The organism is Pseudolysinimonas sp. (assembly GCF_031389465.1).
In the GTDB taxonomy this organism is placed as follows: Bacteria; Actinomycetota; Actinomycetes; order Actinomycetales; family Microbacteriaceae; genus Pseudolysinimonas_A.
This window is the reverse complement of the sequence record NZ_JANMSQ010000080.1, coordinates 1-17000: the sequence shown is the minus strand read 5'-3', so window position 1 is coordinate 17000 and position 17000 is coordinate 1. Positions and strand designations below refer to the sequence as shown.

21 protein-coding genes are annotated in these 17000 nt (G+C 68.4%); 11 read left to right on the top strand and 10 right to left on the bottom strand.

What is annotated here, in order from left to right; genetic code table 11:
* From RMO30_RS03215 to thyX, 4 genes are all read right to left on the bottom strand, one after another.
* On the bottom strand, positions 1–1389 hold a 1389-nt coding region (locus RMO30_RS03215), incomplete at its 3' end, for a ribonuclease J (protein WP_309709442.1).
* Positions 1389–2366: a 4-hydroxy-tetrahydrodipicolinate synthase gene (gene dapA / locus RMO30_RS03210; RefSeq protein WP_309709439.1), complete on the bottom strand. Its 978-nt coding sequence runs from the start codon at positions 2364–2366 to the stop codon at positions 1389–1391. The genes dapA and RMO30_RS03215, both read right to left, overlap by 1 nt.
* A gap of 179 nt (positions 2367–2545) precedes the next feature.
* Positions 2546–3415 carry a DUF559 domain-containing protein gene (locus RMO30_RS03205; protein ID WP_309709436.1) on the bottom strand — a complete coding sequence of 290 codons (870 nt, stop codon included), beginning with the start codon at positions 3413–3415 and terminating at the stop codon, positions 2546–2548.
* Between the two features lie 184 nt (positions 3416–3599).
* The gene (thyX, locus tag RMO30_RS03200; protein ID WP_309709434.1) at positions 3600–4298 is read right to left on the bottom strand and encodes an FAD-dependent thymidylate synthase; all 699 of its coding nucleotides are present in this window, start codon (positions 4296–4298) and stop codon (positions 3600–3602) included.
* 122 nt (positions 4299–4420) lie between these two features.
* On the opposite strand from thyX, the gene RMO30_RS03195 reads away from it, so the two are divergent.
* Genes RMO30_RS03195 through RMO30_RS03175 form a run of 5 tightly spaced genes read left to right on the top strand, consistent with a single transcriptional unit; the run spans position 4421 to position 7573 of the window.
* Entirely contained in the window at positions 4421–4870 is a 450-nt protein-coding gene (locus tag RMO30_RS03195; RefSeq protein WP_309709432.1) for a thioredoxin family protein, read from the top strand.
* Positions 4867–5343 carry a DUF4395 domain-containing protein gene (locus tag RMO30_RS03190; RefSeq protein ID WP_309709430.1) on the top strand — a complete coding sequence of 159 codons (477 nt, stop codon included), beginning with the start codon at positions 4867–4869 and terminating at the stop codon, positions 5341–5343. The genes RMO30_RS03195 and RMO30_RS03190 overlap by 4 nt, the downstream gene beginning before the upstream one ends.
* 18 nt (positions 5344–5361) lie before the next feature.
* Positions 5362–5787, top strand: coding sequence for an OsmC family peroxiredoxin (locus RMO30_RS03185; protein ID WP_309709428.1), 426 nt, complete (start codon positions 5362–5364; stop codon positions 5785–5787).
* A 14-nt stretch (positions 5788–5801) separates the two neighbouring features.
* Positions 5802–6692 carry a TIGR01777 family oxidoreductase gene (locus tag RMO30_RS03180; RefSeq protein ID WP_309709425.1) on the top strand — a complete coding sequence of 297 codons (891 nt, stop codon included), beginning with the start codon at positions 5802–5804 and terminating at the stop codon, positions 6690–6692.
* Positions 6689–7573, top strand: a complete 885-nt coding sequence (locus RMO30_RS03175; protein WP_309709423.1) for an LLM class flavin-dependent oxidoreductase — start codon at positions 6689–6691, stop codon at positions 7571–7573. The genes RMO30_RS03180 and RMO30_RS03175 overlap by 4 nt, the downstream gene beginning before the upstream one ends.
* Here RMO30_RS03175 and RMO30_RS03170 read toward each other — a convergent pair.
* A complete protein-coding gene (locus RMO30_RS03170; RefSeq protein ID WP_309709420.1) occupies positions 7560–7997 on the bottom strand; it encodes a hypothetical protein in 438 nt (145 codons plus the stop codon). The two genes, RMO30_RS03175 and RMO30_RS03170, sit on opposite strands and share 14 nt — an antisense overlap.
* Positions 7998–8007: 10 nt before the next feature.
* A complete protein-coding gene (gene dapB, locus RMO30_RS03165; RefSeq protein WP_309709417.1) occupies positions 8008–8736 on the bottom strand; it encodes a 4-hydroxy-tetrahydrodipicolinate reductase in 729 nt (242 codons plus the stop codon).
* Positions 8737–8758: 22 nt separating this feature from the next.
* On the opposite strand from dapB, the gene RMO30_RS03160 reads away from it, so the two are divergent.
* Genes RMO30_RS03160 through RMO30_RS03150 form a run of 3 tightly spaced genes read left to right on the top strand, consistent with a single transcriptional unit; the run spans position 8759 to position 9868 of the window.
* Positions 8759–9229: a GNAT family N-acetyltransferase gene (locus RMO30_RS03160; RefSeq protein ID WP_309709414.1), complete on the top strand. Its 471-nt coding sequence runs from the start codon at positions 8759–8761 to the stop codon at positions 9227–9229.
* A gap of 22 nt (positions 9230–9251) precedes the next feature.
* Positions 9252–9509 carry an AbrB/MazE/SpoVT family DNA-binding domain-containing protein gene (locus RMO30_RS03155; protein WP_309709411.1) on the top strand — a complete coding sequence of 86 codons (258 nt, stop codon included), beginning with the start codon at positions 9252–9254 and terminating at the stop codon, positions 9507–9509.
* Positions 9506–9868, top strand: coding sequence for a PIN domain-containing protein (locus tag RMO30_RS03150; RefSeq protein ID WP_309709408.1), 363 nt, complete (start codon positions 9506–9508; stop codon positions 9866–9868). Before RMO30_RS03155 ends, RMO30_RS03150 begins: the two co-directional genes overlap by 4 nt.
* Before the next feature lie 18 nt (positions 9869–9886).
* Here the strand turns inward: RMO30_RS03150 and RMO30_RS03145 are convergent, their stop codons facing one another.
* Positions 9887–10495 (bottom strand): histidine phosphatase family protein, encoded by a 609-nt coding sequence (locus RMO30_RS03145; RefSeq protein WP_309709405.1) that lies wholly within the window; start codon positions 10493–10495, stop codon positions 9887–9889.
* A gap of 25 nt (positions 10496–10520) precedes the next feature.
* Positions 10521–11876 (bottom strand): pitrilysin family protein, encoded by a 1356-nt coding sequence (locus RMO30_RS03140; protein ID WP_309709402.1) that lies wholly within the window; start codon positions 11874–11876, stop codon positions 10521–10523.
* Positions 11877–12110: 234 nt separating this feature from the next.
* Here RMO30_RS03140 and RMO30_RS03135 point away from each other — a divergent pair, with 234 nt between their 5' ends.
* Positions 12111–12707, top strand: coding sequence for a TetR/AcrR family transcriptional regulator (locus RMO30_RS03135; RefSeq protein WP_309709399.1), 597 nt, complete (start codon positions 12111–12113; stop codon positions 12705–12707).
* A gap of 108 nt (positions 12708–12815) precedes the next feature.
* Positions 12816–13166 (top strand): hypothetical protein, encoded by a 351-nt coding sequence (locus RMO30_RS03130; protein WP_309709397.1) that lies wholly within the window; start codon positions 12816–12818, stop codon positions 13164–13166.
* A gap of 53 nt (positions 13167–13219) precedes the next feature.
* Here the strand turns inward: RMO30_RS03130 and RMO30_RS03125 are convergent, their stop codons facing one another.
* Positions 13220–14257, bottom strand: coding sequence for an aldo/keto reductase (locus RMO30_RS03125; protein ID WP_309709393.1), 1038 nt, complete (start codon positions 14255–14257; stop codon positions 13220–13222).
* A gap of 433 nt (positions 14258–14690) precedes the next feature.
* On the opposite strand from RMO30_RS03125, the gene RMO30_RS03120 reads away from it, so the two are divergent.
* On the top strand, positions 14691–15053 hold the full coding sequence (locus tag RMO30_RS03120) for a hypothetical protein (RefSeq protein ID WP_309709390.1): 363 nt from the start codon (positions 14691–14693) through the stop codon (positions 15051–15053).
* A gap of 90 nt (positions 15054–15143) precedes the next feature.
* Here RMO30_RS03120 and RMO30_RS03115 read toward each other — a convergent pair.
* Positions 15144–17000: polyribonucleotide nucleotidyltransferase (locus tag RMO30_RS03115; protein ID WP_309709388.1), on the bottom strand; the 1857-nt coding region annotated here is incomplete at its 5' end.

Genomic DNA, 17000 nt, shown 5'->3' with positions numbered 1-17000 from the left:
GTCCTTGAGGTCGGCATCCGTAATCTCGCCAACCGTCGAGCCGTCGACGTAGACGTAGCCGATGTCGAGCTGCCCGGTGACCCGAGCAACGCCATCCTTGAGATCGACGACGATGCCGTTCTCGCCAATGATCGCGCGGTCGGGCTCCACGCCGGTCTCAATCGCGAGATCGGCGGCGGCGCGCAAGTGGCGAGCCTCGCCGTGCACCGGAAGCACGTTGCGCGGCTTGATGATGTTGAAGCAGTACAGCAGTTCACCGGCGGCCGCGTGCCCGGAGGTGTGCACCTTCGCGTTGCCCTTGTGCACGACGTTCGCGCCGAGCTTGGTGAGCCCGTTGATGACCCGATAGACCGCGTTCTCGTTGCCTGGGATCAGGCTCGACGCGAGGATGATCGTGTCGCCCTTGCTGACCTCGATCTGGTGGTCCTGGTTCGACATGCGGGCGAGCACCGCCATCGGCTCACCCTGCGACCCGGTGCTCATGAACACGACCCGATCGTCGGGCATCGTGATCGCCGTCTTCAGGTCGACGATGACACCCGGCGGCACGTCGAGGTAACCGAGGTCGGCGGCGATGCCCATGTTGCGCACCATCGACCGGCCCACGAACGCTACGTGGCGCTCGTTGGCGACCGCAGCATCCAGTACCTGTTGCACCCGATGCACGTGCGACGAGAAAGAGGCGACGATGACGCGCTTCTTCGCACGCGAGATGACGTGGTCGAGAACCGGACCGATGTCGCGCTCGAGCGGGGTGAAGCCCGGAACGTCGGCATTGGTGGAGTCCGGCAGGAAGAGGTCGACCCCCTCTTCGCCGAGGCGGGCGAACGCGCGCAGATCGGTGAGGCGGCCGTCGAGCGGCAACTGGTCCATCTTGAAGTCGCCGGTGTGCAGCACGAGGCCAGCGGGGGTACGGATAGCGACGGCGAGCGCGTCGGGGATCGAGTGGTTGACGGCGACGAACTCGAGCTCGAATGGGCCGAAGCGATCGATCTGGTCGGCCGCGACGACCCGGGTCTGCGGCGCGATCTTGTGCTCTTTGAGCTTCGCCTCGACGAGCGCGAGCGTGAGCCGCGAACCCATCAGCGGGATGTCGCGGCGCAGCCTCAGCAGGTAGGGAACGGCGCCGATGTGGTCCTCGTGGCCGTGCGTCAACACGACGCCGACGATGTCGTCGAGCCGGTCCCGGATGGGCGTGAAGTCGGGAAGGATCAGGTCGACCCCGGGCTGGTGCTCCTCGGGGAACAGCACGCCGCAGTCCACGACGAGCAGGCTGCCCTCGTATTCGTAGATCGTCATGTTGCGGCCGATCTCACCGAGACCGCCGAGCGGGAGAACACGCAGAGTGCCGTCCGCGAGCGCGGGTGGGTCGTACAGGTCGTCAGCCATCAGCGTGTCGTTCCGGCGATCTTCGGCAGCGCGCCACCGGCCGCCGCGTTGGCGTCGGGTCGGAACTGCTTGGGGTCGATTCCCTCGATGTCGTGCACCAGGGCGATCTCGTCCTCGATCAGCGCGGCCTCATGTTCCTCGGGCCCGACGAGCGGAAGGCGCACGCGTGGGCTGGTGATGCGACCGAACCCGTGCAGGATGTACTTCGTCGCGACGGTGCCGGGCACGTGGGTCATCGTCGCGCGCACGAGCGGCTCGAGCGCCTGGTGCGCGGCGCGCGCACTGTCGAGATCGTTGGCATTGACGGCATCCACCATGCGCCGGTACTGCTCGGGGGCGATGTTCGCGGTCACGCCGATGAGTCCCGTGCCACCGATTGCGAGCGTCGGCAGCACGTTCGCGTCGTCGCCCGCGAAGTACATCAGGTCGGTCTGGTTGAGCACGCGACTCACCTCGCTCAGGTCACCCTTCGCATCCTTCACCGCGAGGATGTTGGGGTGCTTCGAGGCACGCAGGATCGTCTCGTACTGGATCTCCACGCCGGTGCGGCCCGGGATGTCGTACAGAATCACCGGCAGGTCGGTCGCGTCGGCGACGATCCGGAAATGCGTGAGGATGCCCGCCTGGGTCGGCTTGTTGTAGTACGGCGTGACGATCATGATGCCGTCGGCGCCGGCCTTCTCGCTCTTTTTGTAGAGCTCGATCGCGTGCGCCGTCTCGTTGGAACCGCCGCCCGTGATGACCTTCGCCCGGCCCGCCGTGACATCCTTCGCGACCTCGACGAGCTTGATCTTCTCGGGGTCGGTGAGGGTGCTCGTCTCCCCTGTCGTACCCGTCACAACGATGCCGTCGACCCCGTGGCCGACCAGCTCGTCGATGTGCTTCTCGACGTCGGCCCAGTGCACCTCTCCCTCGTGGGTGAACGGGGTCACCAGCGCGACGAGTACCTGCCCGAACGGATTCTCTTGCGACGACACGCGTTACAGGCTATCGGGCCTCCTTCCGTCGCCCGTGCGCGGTCAGTGGGGTGGGGCGCATTCCAAGGAACCGCCGCCCCGCCTGGAGGTCGCGGGGGTGCCCGCCGCCGGAAGACGCCAAAGGCTCGCCACCTCCGCCGCCGCCGCGCGCTGGGAGCTTCCTTGGAATCAGCCGCCTGTCACGGCAGGTGGTCTCCACGACGGAGCGACGCCAGGACGACGGCCTCGACGGTTGCCCAGTCGTGAAGCACCATGTCGTAGTCGAAGTGCAACACCCGCATCCCTTCGAGGATGAGGCGGGCATCGCGCACGTGATCGGTGTGGGGATCGTGGAACGCGCGCCCGTCCAGCTCGACCACGAGGCACTCGCCGAGCAGCGCATCCACTCGATCGGCACCGATCCAGACCTGTTGACGAACCGGCACTCCGAGCCGGCGGATTTTGCTCACAAAGTACGTCTCGAGCCCACTTCCCGAAAGTGCGCTGGCGATCTGCAGTTCGGCACGAAGCGCCGACGGCATCCCGGCCAGCATCGCCCGCCAGATCTCGGGCGTGATCAGACGACGGTGCAGCACGGATTCCACGGTCGCCAGGAGCGCGTCGCCTTCGAGACAACCCAGCGCGTCGGCGAGCGCACGTCCCGGGGTCTCCAGGAGGCGCGACCCCACCGCGAGCCGAGGTCGCGGAGTGTCGACCCAGTGCACGACCGCATCGCCGATGACAGCCTGTCGCTCGTGATGGCTGGCGACGGCGCGCAGTTGACAGGCCGAGCGGTGCACCGCTACGTGAACGAGGGGAACGGGGTCGGTCACCCAAACCCCGAGTTCGCGCAGGGCGGTCAGGCAGGTCGCGCGTCCCCCAACCCGCACCGCCGCAACAAGGGACGGCGGTGTACCCGGCAGCACATACCACGCCTTACGAGGCCGCAGAAGCTCTCGACTCCGCACGACTGCGGCGATCATTTTCGGCGACGCACCGGCTTCGAGCATCTCGACGGTTTTCGCCGCGCCGCCGAGGCGAGCGACCAATTCGGGAAGATCGAGAGGCATCTCGTGATGCTCGGGAAGAAGTCGCCCGTGCCTGTCGGGTTCAGCCGGCCCGGTGGAATCGGCGGCATTCCAAGGAATGGGGAGGGGCGACGGCCGCTGGTAGGACGCTGCGATCCCGGATCACGTGGAGCGGAAGCTGTGAAGCAGCCGTCGCTTCCTTGGAATCATCCGGGATTCCTACGCACTACGGGGCGACGCGACCGCCGGATTCGAAGGCGGCGTGGGTGAGGGGCATGAGGGGCTTCCACGCCTCCTCCATCAACTCCGCGACCATCTCGATCTCGCGCTGCGGGAACGACGGGAAGTGCGATTCGGGGCGCTTGGTGCGCAGCGACAGGAAGTTCATCAGCGACCGGGCGTTCATCGTGACGTACATCGACGAGTAGAGCGACAGCGGCAGCACGGTGCGGGCCACCTCGCGGGCGACGCCGGCATCCAGCTGCTTCTGGTACTCGGCGTAAGCGAACGTGGCGACCGCCTTGCCGGATTCGACGGCAAGGGCCGTCTGCTCCGGGGTGCCGGGGATGAAGTCGTAGGCGCCGGGTTTTCCGATTTGCACGAGGTTGCGCTCGGGTGCGGGCACGTAGAAGACGGGGTTCATCTCGCGGTAGCGGCCCGACTCTTCGTTGTAGGAGGCGATCCGGTGCCGCATGAACTCGCGGAAGACGAAGAGCGGCGCCTGCACGTAGAAGGTCATCGAGTTGTGCTCGAACGGCGACCCATGCCGGTCGCGCATCAGGAAGTTGATGAGGCCCTTGTCTTTGTCGCCCGCCGAAGCGCCCGAAGCGGCTTCGTCGAGGGTCTGCTCCCCCATCGTCGACACGCGGGCGGCGAACACGACGTCGGAGTCGTGAGCGCTCGAGCGCACCAACTCAACGGTCATATCGGATCGGAATTGAACGTCGTAGGCGTCGGACACGGCCCTCACGATATCCGCCTCGGCCGTATGACGGAGTGTGACAGGCCCGCGTGACGTGACGCGATCGGCTCACTACCGTCAGAGCTATGGATGCCGGAACTGTCGCGCTTGTGCTGGTGGGCCTCGTGCTCGCGGCGACGCTGCTCGGCGTTCTGCACCGGGCGACCCAGGGCCGCGCCCGGGCGGTCTCCGCTCGCAGGAACGGGGACGCACGAATCGTGAGCATCGCCGGAGTCGCACTCGGCGGCCGCGCGACCCTCTTGCAGTTCTCCACTGAGGTCTGCGCCCCCTGCAAGTCGACGGCTCGGGTGCTCGACGATCTGGCCGCCCGCACCGAGGAGGTCACGCACGTCGATCTCGATGTGACGCACCGACCCGAGCTGGCGTCTCGCTACCGGGTATTGCAAACCCCCACCACCCTCATCCTCGACGCGGACGGCGCGGTGCGAGCGCGCATCGGCGGTGCCGTGCGACGAGATGTCGTGGTCGCCGAACTGGAACGAGTGCTCGCCCTCGATCGGGTGCTCGCCGCATGACCGCCCCCTCCAGCCCGCGCGGCATCGACCCGCGCGGCCCGCGCTTTACCGCGGGAGTCGTCGCCGTACTGTTCCTCGTGGTGATCGCCCTCGCGCTGCTGGGCTATGGCGTCGCCGCCCTGATCCTGTCGATCTACAACGCAGCGGTGTTCCTCTGGGGGACCGTGGCCGGGGTGCAGCGGCATCCCTACGCTCTGTTCTTCAAGGCGGTCATCAAGCCGCGGCTCAAGCCTCCCATCGAGCTCGAGGACCCGACCCCGCCGACTTTCGCGCAGGGCGTCGGACTGTTCGTCACCGTCGTCGGTATTGCGTTGTACTTCGTCGTCGGGCCGATCGCCCTCGTCGTCGCCGGCGCCGCCGCGTTTGTCGCCGCGTTCCTCAACTCGGTGTTCGCGTACTGCCTCGGCTGCCAGATCTACCTGCTGCTGGCCCGCGCTGGAATCCTCGGTGGCAAGGGTGCCGCCGCAGCCTGAGGAACGTAGGCTCGGGTCATGGCACTGACTTCTGAAGCGACGACGCTGTGGTTCGGGGATCTGACGAGCGGCTCGGGCACAACCAGTCTCGACTCCTCGGATGCGGGCGAGTTCCCGGTCACCTGGCAGGCCCGGTCTGAGGGTGAGGTCGGCCGCACCAATCCCGAAGAGCTGCTCGGCGCGGCGCATTCCGCCTGCTACTCAATGGCGTTCTCCGCCGCTCTGGGCAAGGCGGGTCACGCGCCCGAGAGCTTGCAGGTCACCGCCGCCGTGACGTTCCAGCCCGGCGAAGGGATCACCGGCATCCACCTGCTGGTGAGCGCGAAGGTACCTGGACTCGACCCGAGTGAGTTCCCAGCGATCGCCGAGGATGCCAAGGCGAACTGCCCCGTGTCGAAGGCGCTCACCGGCACCACGATCACCCTCGAGGCGAGCCTGGCCTAGGGCCGGGCCGCGGCATGAGTCGAATCGTCGTCGCCGGCGCGTCCGGCCTGATCGGGCAGCCCCTGGTGCGCGCCCTCCGTGCGGGCGGGCACCAGGTCAGCACCCTCGTGCGTCGCGCGGCTCGGGGTGCGAACGAGATCCGCTGGAATCCGGATGCCGGCGAGCTCGACCCTGCCGCGCTGGAAGGGGTCGACGCGGTCATCAACCTCTCGGGCGCTTCGATCGCTCGCCTCCCGTGGACGAACTCCTACCGCCGCACGCTCGTGTCGTCGCGCGTCACCGGCACCCGGTTGCTCGCCCAGACGATGGCCGGGATGTCGACCCCGCCATCCACGTTCCTCAGCGGCTCGGCGATCGGCTTCTACGGCGATCGTCCGCGCGTGCGGCTCGACGACGACTCTCCGCGCGGCGACGGCTTCGTGCCCGACCTCGTGCTCGCCTGGGAACAGGCCGCGGCCCTTGCCCCGGCCGCGACCCGTGTCGTGACGCTGCGCACGAGCGTCGTGGTCGCGAAGTCGGGGGGCCTAGCGCCCGTACGGTTGCTCACCTCGTTCGGCCTCGGCGCCCGGTTCGGGTCGGGGCGTCAGTTCTGGCCCTGGATCTCACTCGACGACGAGGTGCGGGCGATCGTGCACCTGCTGTCGTCGTCGCTCTCTGGCGCCGTCGTGCTCGCTGGCCCCACACCCGCGACCGCCGATGAGATCACGGCGGCCTTCGCGGAAGCATTGCGCCGCCCTCGGCTGTTTCGGGTTCCCGCGTGGGCGATCCGGCTCGCGCTCGGCGACGCCGGTGAACACCTGCTGCTCGCCGACGTGCAGCTCCAGCCCGTGCGGCTCGCCGCCGACGGTTTCGAGTGGCGACACCGTACGGTGCGCGACGCGATCGATGCGGTGCTCAGCCGATGACGACCGCCGTTTCCCGGCGTCTCGGGCTCATGATCGATCGCGACTTGCCCCCGGAGCGACTCCCCGAACTCGCCGCGAACGCCGAACGGCTCGGTGCTGACGAGCTCTGGCTCGTCGAAGACCTCGGTTGGACGGGCGCGATCGCCACGGTCGCGACAGCCCTCGCCGCGACGACGCGGGTGCACGTCGGAATCGGGATCATCCCCGCGCCGCTGCGCAACCCTGCGCTTCTCGCGATGGAGCTCGCGACTCTCGAACGACTGCACCCGGGTCGGCTGATCGCCGGTATCGGACATGGCGTGCCCGAGTGGATGCAGCTGATCGGCCTGAGCACCCCGTCGCCACTTGCACTCCTCGAAGAGACTTTCGCCGCCGTACGGACGCTGCTGGCGGGCGACGAGCTCAATCTCGACGGTCGGGCGGTGCGCATCCACGGGGTGCAGCTGGTGCACCCGCCGCACCGCGTACCCCCTCTGATCGCTGGCGTGAAGGGTCCGAAGTCGCTGGAATTGGCGGGGCGGATCGCCGACGGCACTCTGCTCGCCGAAGGCAGCGGACCGGCGCACATCGTGGAAGCGCTGGCCGCGGCTGCGCGCGGTGGCGGGGACCCGACCCACGAGGTGAGCGTCTTCGCGCACCTGGCAATCGACGACGACCCCGCCGTGGCGCACACGCGGGTCGCCGATGTGGCTGCGGGTGCCGCCGGCTTCCTCGGCATCCCGGTTGAGCAGGCAACGGTCGTCGCGGGCACGCCGGCCGACGCCGCCGAGACGGTGACCTCGCTCTGGGATGCCGGCGCGGCATCCGTCATCGTCCGCCCGGTCGGCGACGATCCGATCGGGCAGTTCGAGCGGCTGGCCGACGAGTTCAGATCCGGCTGAGCCTGATCGCCTGCCGAGTCGCCCAGCGAGCGCGTCGGCGGTCGCCGGCGGCGTCATAGGCGAGCCCGAGCCGGAACCAGGTGCGCCAGTCTTCGGGTGCGGCCTCGGTCTCGGCCTGGTACTTCGGGAACAGCTCGTCGGCCGCGGCACGGTCGATGCGGCCACTGGGCCGGAGCGGCAGCTCTTCGGCGGGCAGTCCACCTTCCGCGTTGAGCTTCATCCCGAGCCGCTCCGCCTGTACCGCGAACAACAGTTCGGTGACGAGCGCCCAGATCGCGATGAGCGGCAACACGAAGAGTGCGACCCCCAGCCCCACCGCGACGGGCTCACCGACGCCGATCAGCAGCACGCCGTAGCGGATCGCGAAGACCAGATAGAGCACGAGCAGCCCGACCATGAGGAGAACGGCGAGCCTCGTGCGCATGGAAAGGCCTCTACAACCCGAGCAGGGCGCCCAGCCCGACGACGAGACCGGCCCCGGGCGTTGCGGCGGTGAGGGCGAGCAGGATGCCGGGCTCGTAGGACTCGTCCGACAGCGTCTCGTGCACGATCCGCACGGTCTCGCCGGATCCGCCGAACACGACCTCCTGTCGGGCGCTCACCCCCGACATCCGCATGGAGTGCACGGGCACACTCGCCACCTGTTGCCCGCGGGCGCGCTGATCGGCATGCGGAGCGGCGACCGGGCCGAGTTCGGTGCGCGCGGCTCCGATCAGTTCCGCGGTGCGGATGGCGGTGCCTGAGGGCGAATCCGTCTTGCCCGCGTGGTGGGCCTCGATGATCTCGATCGACTCGAAGTGCGGCGCGGCCAGTTCGGCGAACCGGGTCGCGAGCGCTGACCCGAGCGAGAAGTTCGGGATGAACAGTGCCGTGAGTTCCGGGTCGGCCGCGATTCGGGCGGCGACGGGCGCGATGCGGTCGGTCGTCCAGCCGGAGGTACCGACGACGATCGGGATGCGGCGGTCGAGCGCCGCCTCGACGACACCGGGTGACACGGCCGGCGCGCTCACGTCGATGACGACGTCGGCACCGTCGAGCTGTTCGAGCGAGTCGCCCCGGCCGATGCGGGCGTGCACGTCGAAGTGCTCCCCGGCGGTGAGCAGCTGGTCGATGAGGCCACCCATGCGACCCGATGAGCCGACGATCGCGACGGAGGTGACCATGCCCTCAGCTTAGGGTTGGGGCGTGCTCGAGTTCGTTCCCATGTCAACGGATGCGCCGACCGCCGACGAACTTCTCGGCGAGTACTTCACCAGCCGCGAACTCGGGATGCCGGGCTACCGCACGTTCCGCCCCGACCCCGCGCTGTTCGTTCCGCCCGCGGGGGTATTTCTGGTCGCCGAAGTTGACGGTGCCGCGATCGGCTGCGGCGGCATCCGGATGCTCGCGCCCGACCGCGGCGAGGTGAAGCACCTCTGGGTGCGGCCTCCCGCCCGCGGTACCGGTCTCGGCCGGGCGCTCCTCACCGAGCTGGAGCGTCGCGCCGCCGACCTCGGCGCCACCGAGATCGTGCTCGACACCAACGCCCGCCTCGCGGCCGCACAGGCGCTCTACCGATCGTCGGGGTACGTCGACGTCGAGCCGTACAACGACAACCCGAACGCGACCCACTGGTTTCGAAAGTGGGTTGGTGAACCACCAAGTGGGAATCGCTAGGCGGCGGTGGTAGCCTTTGACCATGAGTGCCACGCACGTCATCCGGGTCGGCGACAAAGGGCGAACTGTCATGCCCGTCGACGTGCGGGAGCGTTTCGGCTGGTCGGAGGGCACGACTCTGATCGCGCTCGAGGGTGCCGAAGCGAAGGACGGCCTGCTGATCCTGTCGCAGAACGCCGCTCTCGCTGCGGTGCGTTCTCAGCTCGCCGGTCACGATCCGGTCGCCGATCTCCTCGCCGAACGCCGGGCAGCCGCAGCACGGGAGGACGCGACCGCGTGACGGTGTTCGACGCAAGTGCTCTGCTCGCCTTCCTGAAGGGCGAGACCGGCGCGACAGCCGTCGAGGCGCGGCTCGCAGACGGAATCTGCGGTGCCGCGAACTGGTCAGAAGTCGCCCAGAAGGTGCGGCAGGCAGGTGCCGACTGGTCGCTCGCCCGCGAGCTGCTCGTGAGCTACGGTCTGCGCATCGAGCCGGTTACCGAGGCGGATGGTGAGGCTGCGGCTGCGCTGTGGGCGGCCGGCTCGGGCCTGTCTCTCGGCGATCGACTGTGTCTCGCGCTCGGAACCAGGATGCAGCGGGATGTCATCACCACCGATTCGGCGTGGACCGAACTACCGAACGTGGTGTTGGTGCGCTGACGGTGCCGACGTCGTGGGTCAGTAGGGCTGCTCGACGGTGAGGCCGGTGCGGATTTCGGGCGCCAGGTGACCGAGATCGTTGTGGGTCACCAGCACGGGCGGCTTCGCCGAACGGACGCGGATGATCGTCAGCCCACAGTTCGCCTGGTTGACGCCGAGCCAGCGCCAGGTCGGCGCGCCGAACGCCTCGCGCACGAACCAGCCGATCACGAAGTTGTGGGTGATGAGCAGGTCGTGCCGGTCGCCGCCGACTGGCGGCGTCATCCACTCGGCGAGTGCATCGGACATCTGGGCCTCGCCGGCCGAGATCTCTTCGGCGGTGACGGCCCCGAAGAACGGTTCGAAGGCGTGCGGGAGGTCAGGTGTCGGACCCGACGGGATGCAGTCCATCAGCAGCGCGGACGGCTGGGGCTCAAGAGCGGGGAGGCGCTTCGTCATGATGTGCGCGGTCTCCTGGGCGCGCTGAAGCGGCGACGTCCACGCACCTGAGAACGGAACACCGCCGAGCCGTTCGGCGATCGCGTTCGCCTGGCGCACCCCGCGGGCGCTCAACGGACCGTCGGGAAGCCCGTGTTCGGCATCCTGCTGCTCGCCGTGGCGCACGAGGTACAGATAGCGGGAAGGCAATTTCGACTCCTTGAGCTGACGAAGGTCAGGCAGCGACGGCGGCGCCGTCGAGACCCGTGAACGATGCAGCATCGACCGCGCCGACGGCGGCGATGGAGAGCGGGCGGGCCGTCAGGTCGGCGGCGAGGTCGCGCACGTCGTCGGCCGTTACGGATGCGATGCGGCGGAGGGTTTCGTCGAGGTCGGCGAACTCGCCGGTCGTTAGCTCCGAGCGCCCGAGTCGGGTCATGCGGGTGTCTGAGTCCTCGAGGGCGAGCGCCGAGGCGCCGCCGAGCTGACCTTGGGCGCGCGCCAACTCCTCGGCGGTGATGCCACCCTCGGCGAGCCGGCGGAACTCGTCGAGCATGAGGCCGGCGACCTGCGGGGCCCGTTTGGGCGAGCATCCGGCGTAGAGGCCGACCACGCCGGCGTCGGAGTACGACGCCGCGAACGAGTAGACGGAGTAGGCGAGCCCACGCTTCTCGCGGATCTCCTGGAAGAGCCGCGACGACATGCCTCCGCCGAGCACCGAGTTGAGAACGGTGAGGGCCGGGCGTCGCTCGTCGGCGGCGTGCAGGCCGGCGACCCCGAGCAGCAGGTTGGCCTGTTCGAGCGGTCGGTCGACGACCACGAGCGGGCTGCCGCGATCGATCGGGTCGAGAGTCGGGTCGCGCCGGGAGACCGGCCGAGCCGAGAGGTGGAGGTTCCAGCCGCCCAGCTCAAGGGCGGCGACGGTCCAGCCGACGAGTTCGTCGTGGTCGACGGCACCGGCGACCGAGATGACCAGGTCTTGCGGGCGGTAGTTCGCGCGGTAGTGCTCCCAGACGGCCTCGCGGGTGACCGCGGAGATCGCCGCGGGGTTGCCACCGATCGGCCGGCCGAGTGCGTGATCACCGAAGACCGCTTCGAAGAAGCGCTCCGACACGACATCCGACGGATCGTCGTCGGCCATCGCCAGCTCTTCGAGGATGACGCCGCGTTCGCTTTCGAACTCTTCCGGGTCGAGGAGCGACGAGGTGAACATGTCGGCGAGGACCCGCACCGCCATCGGCAAGTCGAGGTCGCGCACTTTGGCGTAGTAACAGGTGTATTCCTTCGCCGTCATCGCGTTGTGCTCGCCCCCGACGGCATCGAACGAGACGGCGATGTCGAGCGCGGTACGCGACGTCGTGCCTTTGAAGAGAAGGTGCTCAAGGAAGTGGGTCGACCCAAAGGTCACCGGCACTTCGTCGCGGGATCCGACGGCGACCCAGAATCCGACAGTCGCGCTCTGCGAACCCGGCACCTGCTCACTGAGGATGCGCACTCCGCTCGGCAGGATGGTACGCCGAACGCGCGAGCCCCCGGATGCGGCGATCTCCAGCTCGGGCACGTCGAGCGGGAACGCAACGGCGCCGTTCATCCTGCCGAGCCTAAGTCATCCAGCTGACTGAGACTCGCCACCCCTGAAGGTGGGTGATGGGGACAGACGACTCTGTCTGTCCTCCTATGGTAGACTGCCCGTGGATCCACCCCCCATGGGTCCACAGTCCCCGTGGCCGGCCCGAACGGCCGCCGTGGACGGGTCGTGTCCGTTTCCCCCAACGGACGCGGCCCACTCATCACCGCCAGCGCCAGCGCCAACCGAGAGCCCCCCGTGTCCATCGACATCGAACCACCACTGACCCAGCTGCCTGACGCGCCAGCGAAGCTCCGGATCCTGTTGACGGCCGACGAGCTGTTCTACGACGAAGGCATCCGTTCGGTCGGTGTCGACCGCCTCATCGCGACAGCGAACGTCACGAAGGCGACCTTCTACAAGCACTACGGCTCGAAAGACCGGGTCATCACGGCATACGTCGGCTACCGGCACCGCCAGGTCGCCGAAGAGTTCACCCGGATCACCTCCCCGACCGACACTCCGGCAGACGCCCTGAACGCGGTGCGGGATTCCGTGCTCGCCACGATTGCCGCGCCGGGCTTCCGCGGCTGCCCGTTCATCAATGCCGCTGCCGAATTCTCCGACCCTCAGCATCCCGTCCGATATGCCGTACGCGACCACCGCGAGTGGTACGCGACGGTGCTGGAGCGTCTCACCCGCGCTCTCGGTCACCCGCTGCCGGGCGACGCCGCCGACGAGCTCGTGCTCGCACGAGACGGCGCGATGAGCGGTGGCTACGCCGGCGATCCGATCGCCGCGTCGCACGCGCTCACCCGCACGTTCGACCGCGTTTCGGCCGAAGCCGGTCGCTGAGCCCTAGCACTCTCCGTGCCTCCGCCGAAAGGGGGCCGTGCGAAGTCGGTGCCTCGCTAGGCTCGGGGTCGCGCGGCATCCCGCCGCGCCCAACTGGAAGGCTGCCCCATGCCCCTGGAATTCAGCGTGGTCATCACTCTGCCATTCATCGTGGCTCTCGTCGGAGGCGTGCTCGCCATCGTTGACGCCATCGCACGGCTCCGCCGCGGCTCAGCGATTCTGGCCGTCATCCAGATCATCGCCTCGGTGCTGTTCGTGCTCTCGCTGTTCATCGCAAACGTGCCCTTCGGAGCTCCGCTCCTGGCCGTTGTGACGATCATCGTGCTGCTCCTGCAGCTCGTCTTCAGCGGCACCACGCGCCGCGGCGGGGCGGCGATCACGGTGATCGCGATCATCCTGCTCGTCATCTGGCTGGTGTTGATCGGCGGTCGGGTAGTCATCCCGGGCGTCACCGGCTAACACCGTCACAGCACACCGGCCGAGCCTCGGCCGCGCGAACCGGCCCGCGAGGGTCAGGCGCTCGCGCGGTCGAGGCTCGTCAGCTGTGAACGGGTGAGACTCAGGTCGACAGCGGCGACGAGATCGAAGACCTGATCCACCGCGCTCGCCGAGACCACCGGTGCGACGACGTTCGGCTTGCTCAGCAGCCAGGCGAGCGCGACCGTGGCGGGCGGCGAGTCATGTTCGGCCGCGACGGCGTCAAGAGCCTGCAGCACCCGGAGCCCGGACCGGTTGACGAACCGCCCCACCTCGGCACGCCTCGTGCCATCGAGATCGGCTTTCGACCGGTACTTGCCCGTGAGAAACCCGCTCGCCAGCGCGAAGCGCGGCATGACGCCCAGCGCGAGGTCGATCGCGACGCGGGCGAGGCCCTCCTCGTACTCCCGTCGGAACACCAGGTTGTAGTGATTCTGCAACGCGATCATGCGAGCCACCCCGAGCTGCGCCGACGCGATCCGCGCCTCGATCAGCCGGCTGCCGGTGTGATGCGATCCCCCGAAGTAGCGCACCTTGCCGGCACGCACGAGTTCGTCGACCGCGAGCAGCGTCTCTTCGAAGGGCACGTCGGGATCGTCAATGTGCAGATACAGCAGGTCGATGCGGTCCGTGCGCAGTCGACGCAACGATGCCTCGACGGCGGCCGTGACCGCACGTGCCGAGAGTCCCGCGTGGTCGGCGCTCTTGCCCACTTTCGTGGCGAGCACGATGTCGTCGCGCGAGAGGCGGGCACGCATCCAGTTTCCGATGATGATCTCGCTGCGGCCGCCCGCGTACGAGTCGGCGGTGTCGATGAAGTTGCCGCCGTACGCGACATACGAGTCGAGCACCCGCTCGCTCTCGGCCGCGTCGGCCGTCCAGCCGAACACGTTGCCGCTCAGCGCGACGGGAAAGACTTGGAGATCCGACGGGCCGATGCGACGACGCGGTGCGGGAGTCGAACCGACGATCGCGCGCGTCTGCTCCGTGGTGATGCGGTCGGTCGTGACGCGCGTCGGGGAGGTCGTGATGGCAACAGGCGGCGTGGCCACCGGAACGCTCTCCTCGGTCATCTGGCGCCTCCTCGACCCCGCGTACGTGCGATCTGCTGGCTGCGGGGGCGGCGTGTGCTGTGTCGCAAGGTTAACGCCGAGCACCGCAGGTGGCCGGACGACGTGGCCGAATTGTTACGACCCCGATCCTCCCCCGTTCGGGGTACCCGGGGAGGTGAATTTCTCGGGAACTTGCTGTCAAGCGCTCGCCTTCGTCACCGGCTCGACGTAGCGTGATCTCGCGCGGGTGCCTCGAGCATCCGGAGCCGGGTCGTCCACAGCGCACGGACCGGCCATCGCACCCCATTTGAAGGGCCCGCGACCTCCCTCGACGTGGAGGCGGGGTCGCGGCCCTTCGCCAAACTTCGGGCGCTTCCGGTTGACAGCTGCCCAACGTTCCGGGAGCGTCGGGCGTCGTAGTAAGTAAGGGCCCAATCCGGGCCGAGAGGATGCCATGACCACCGCAACCCCTATTCCCGCCCGCACTCGTTCGCTCGTCTGGTGGCTCGCCCCGACCGGCCTCTTGGCTGTCGCCGCGATCGGCGTCCTGTGGGCCATCCCGCGCCCCGCGCAGGCGTGCATCATGATCTACCCCACCCCGCCGGAGTGCGCGACGGGAGGCGACCCGACGACGGTGATCGCGTTCCTCGTGCTGATCGTCGCCCTGTACGCCGCGATCGTCACCTGCGCACTTCTGATCCCCGCACGGCTGCGGCCGCTCGTGCTCGGCGTGCTCTCCGGAGCGCTGGGCCTCGTCATCCTGATCGGCCTCGCGGTGACTCTCGCCGCGTCGCAGTCGCCGTACTACTACTACTGAACCGACTGCAGAGCCCGCCCTACTTCACGGCACAGACGACGGATGCCGCCCCGGCTGAGCAGGGACGGCATCCGGTGAAGCGGGCGGAGATCAGCCTTCGGCGGGACCCTCGGGGCCCTCAGACGCGGCAGCCGACGACTCGGTGTCGCCACCCTCGACGGCAGCGCCCTCGACGTCATCGACGACCGGGGCGAGGCTCAGCTTGCCCTTGTCATCCATCTTGGTGATCTCGACCATGATCTTCTGGCCGACGGCGAGCACGTCTTCGACGTTCTCGACCCGCTTGCCACCGGCGAGCTTGCGCACCTCAGAGATGTGCAGCAGGCCGTCCTTTCCGGGCATGAGCGAGACGAACGCACCGAAGGTCGCGATCTTGACGACCGTGCCCAGGAAGCGCTCCCCCACCTCGGGGTTGATCGGGTTGCCGATCGCGAGCACCTGGGCGCGCGCGGCCTCGGCCGAGGGACCGTCGACGGCGCCGATGTAGACCGTGCCGTCTTCCTCGATCGAGATGTCGGCGCCGGTGGCGTCTTGGATGGCGTTGATCGTCTTGCCCTTCGGGCCGATCAGTTCGCCGATCTTGTCGACCGGGATGTTGACGCTGATGACGCGCGGCGCGGTGGCCGCCATCTCGTCGGGTCCGTCGATCGCCTGGTTGATGACCGCGAGGATCGCCGTACGGGCTTCCTTGGCCTGCTTGAGCGCACCGTCGAGCACCGAGGACGGGAGACCCGCGAGCTTGGTGTCGAGCTGGATCGCCGTGATGAAGTCCGACGTGCCGGCGACCTTGAAGTCCATGTCGCCGAGCGCGTCTTCCGCACCGAGGATGTCGGTCAGCGCCGCGTAGCGCGTCTCACCGTCGACCTCGTCGGAGATGAGGCCCATCGCGATGCCCGCGACCGGCGCGCGCAGCGGCACACCCGCGTTGAGCAGCGACAGCGTCGAGGCACAGACCGAACCCATCGAGGTCGAGCCGTTCGACCCGAGGGCCTCGGAGACCTGCCGGATCGCGTACGGGAAGTCTTCACGCGGCGGCAGCACCGGCACGAGGGCGCGCTCGGCGAGGAAGCCGTGCCCGATCTCGCGACGCTTCGGCGAACCGACCCGTCCGGTCTCACCGGTCGAGTAGGGCGGGAAGTTGTAGTGGTGCAGGTAGCGCTTCTTCTTGACCGGCGCGAGCGAGTCGATCTGCTGCTCCATCTTGAGCATGTTCAGCGTCGTGACACCCAGGATCTGGGTCTCGCCGCGCTGGAAGATCGCCGAGCCGTGGACGCGCGGGATGACCTGCACCTCGGCGTCGAGCGCGCGGATGTCGCTCAAGCCGCGCCCGTCGATGCGGATGCCGTCGGTCAGCACGCGGGTGCGCATGACCGTCTTGCTGTCCGACTTGTAGGCGGCGCTGACCATCGGCGGAACCTCGCCGCTGAGCTGGCCGGCTTCGACCTTCTCGTTGATGGCCGTCTTGACGCGCTCCTTGAGGGAGTCGTCGGCGTTCTGGCGCTCCTGCTTGTCGGCGATCTGGTAGACGCCCTTGAGCTCGTCGTACGCGATCTCGGCGACGGCGTTGTACGCCTCGTCGGAGTACGGCGGGAAGAGGGTGAACTCCTGGATCGGCTTCGCGGACTGCGCCGCGAGTTCCTGCTGCGCCTTGATGAGCTGCTTCAGGAACGGCTTCGCCGCTTCGAGCCCCTGGGACACGACGGCCTCATCGGGCTTGATCGCGCCAGAGCGGATGAGCTCCCAGCTACCTTCCGTCGCTTCGGCCTCGACCATCATGATCGCGACATCCTCGGTGCCGTTGGCGTCGGTCACCAGGCGACCGGCGACGGTGAGGTCGAAGACGGCGTCAGCGAGCTGGCTGAACTTCGGGAACGCGACCCACTGGCCGTCGATCAGGGCGAGACGGATGCCGCCGACCGGGCCGTAGAACGGCAGGCCGGAGATCTG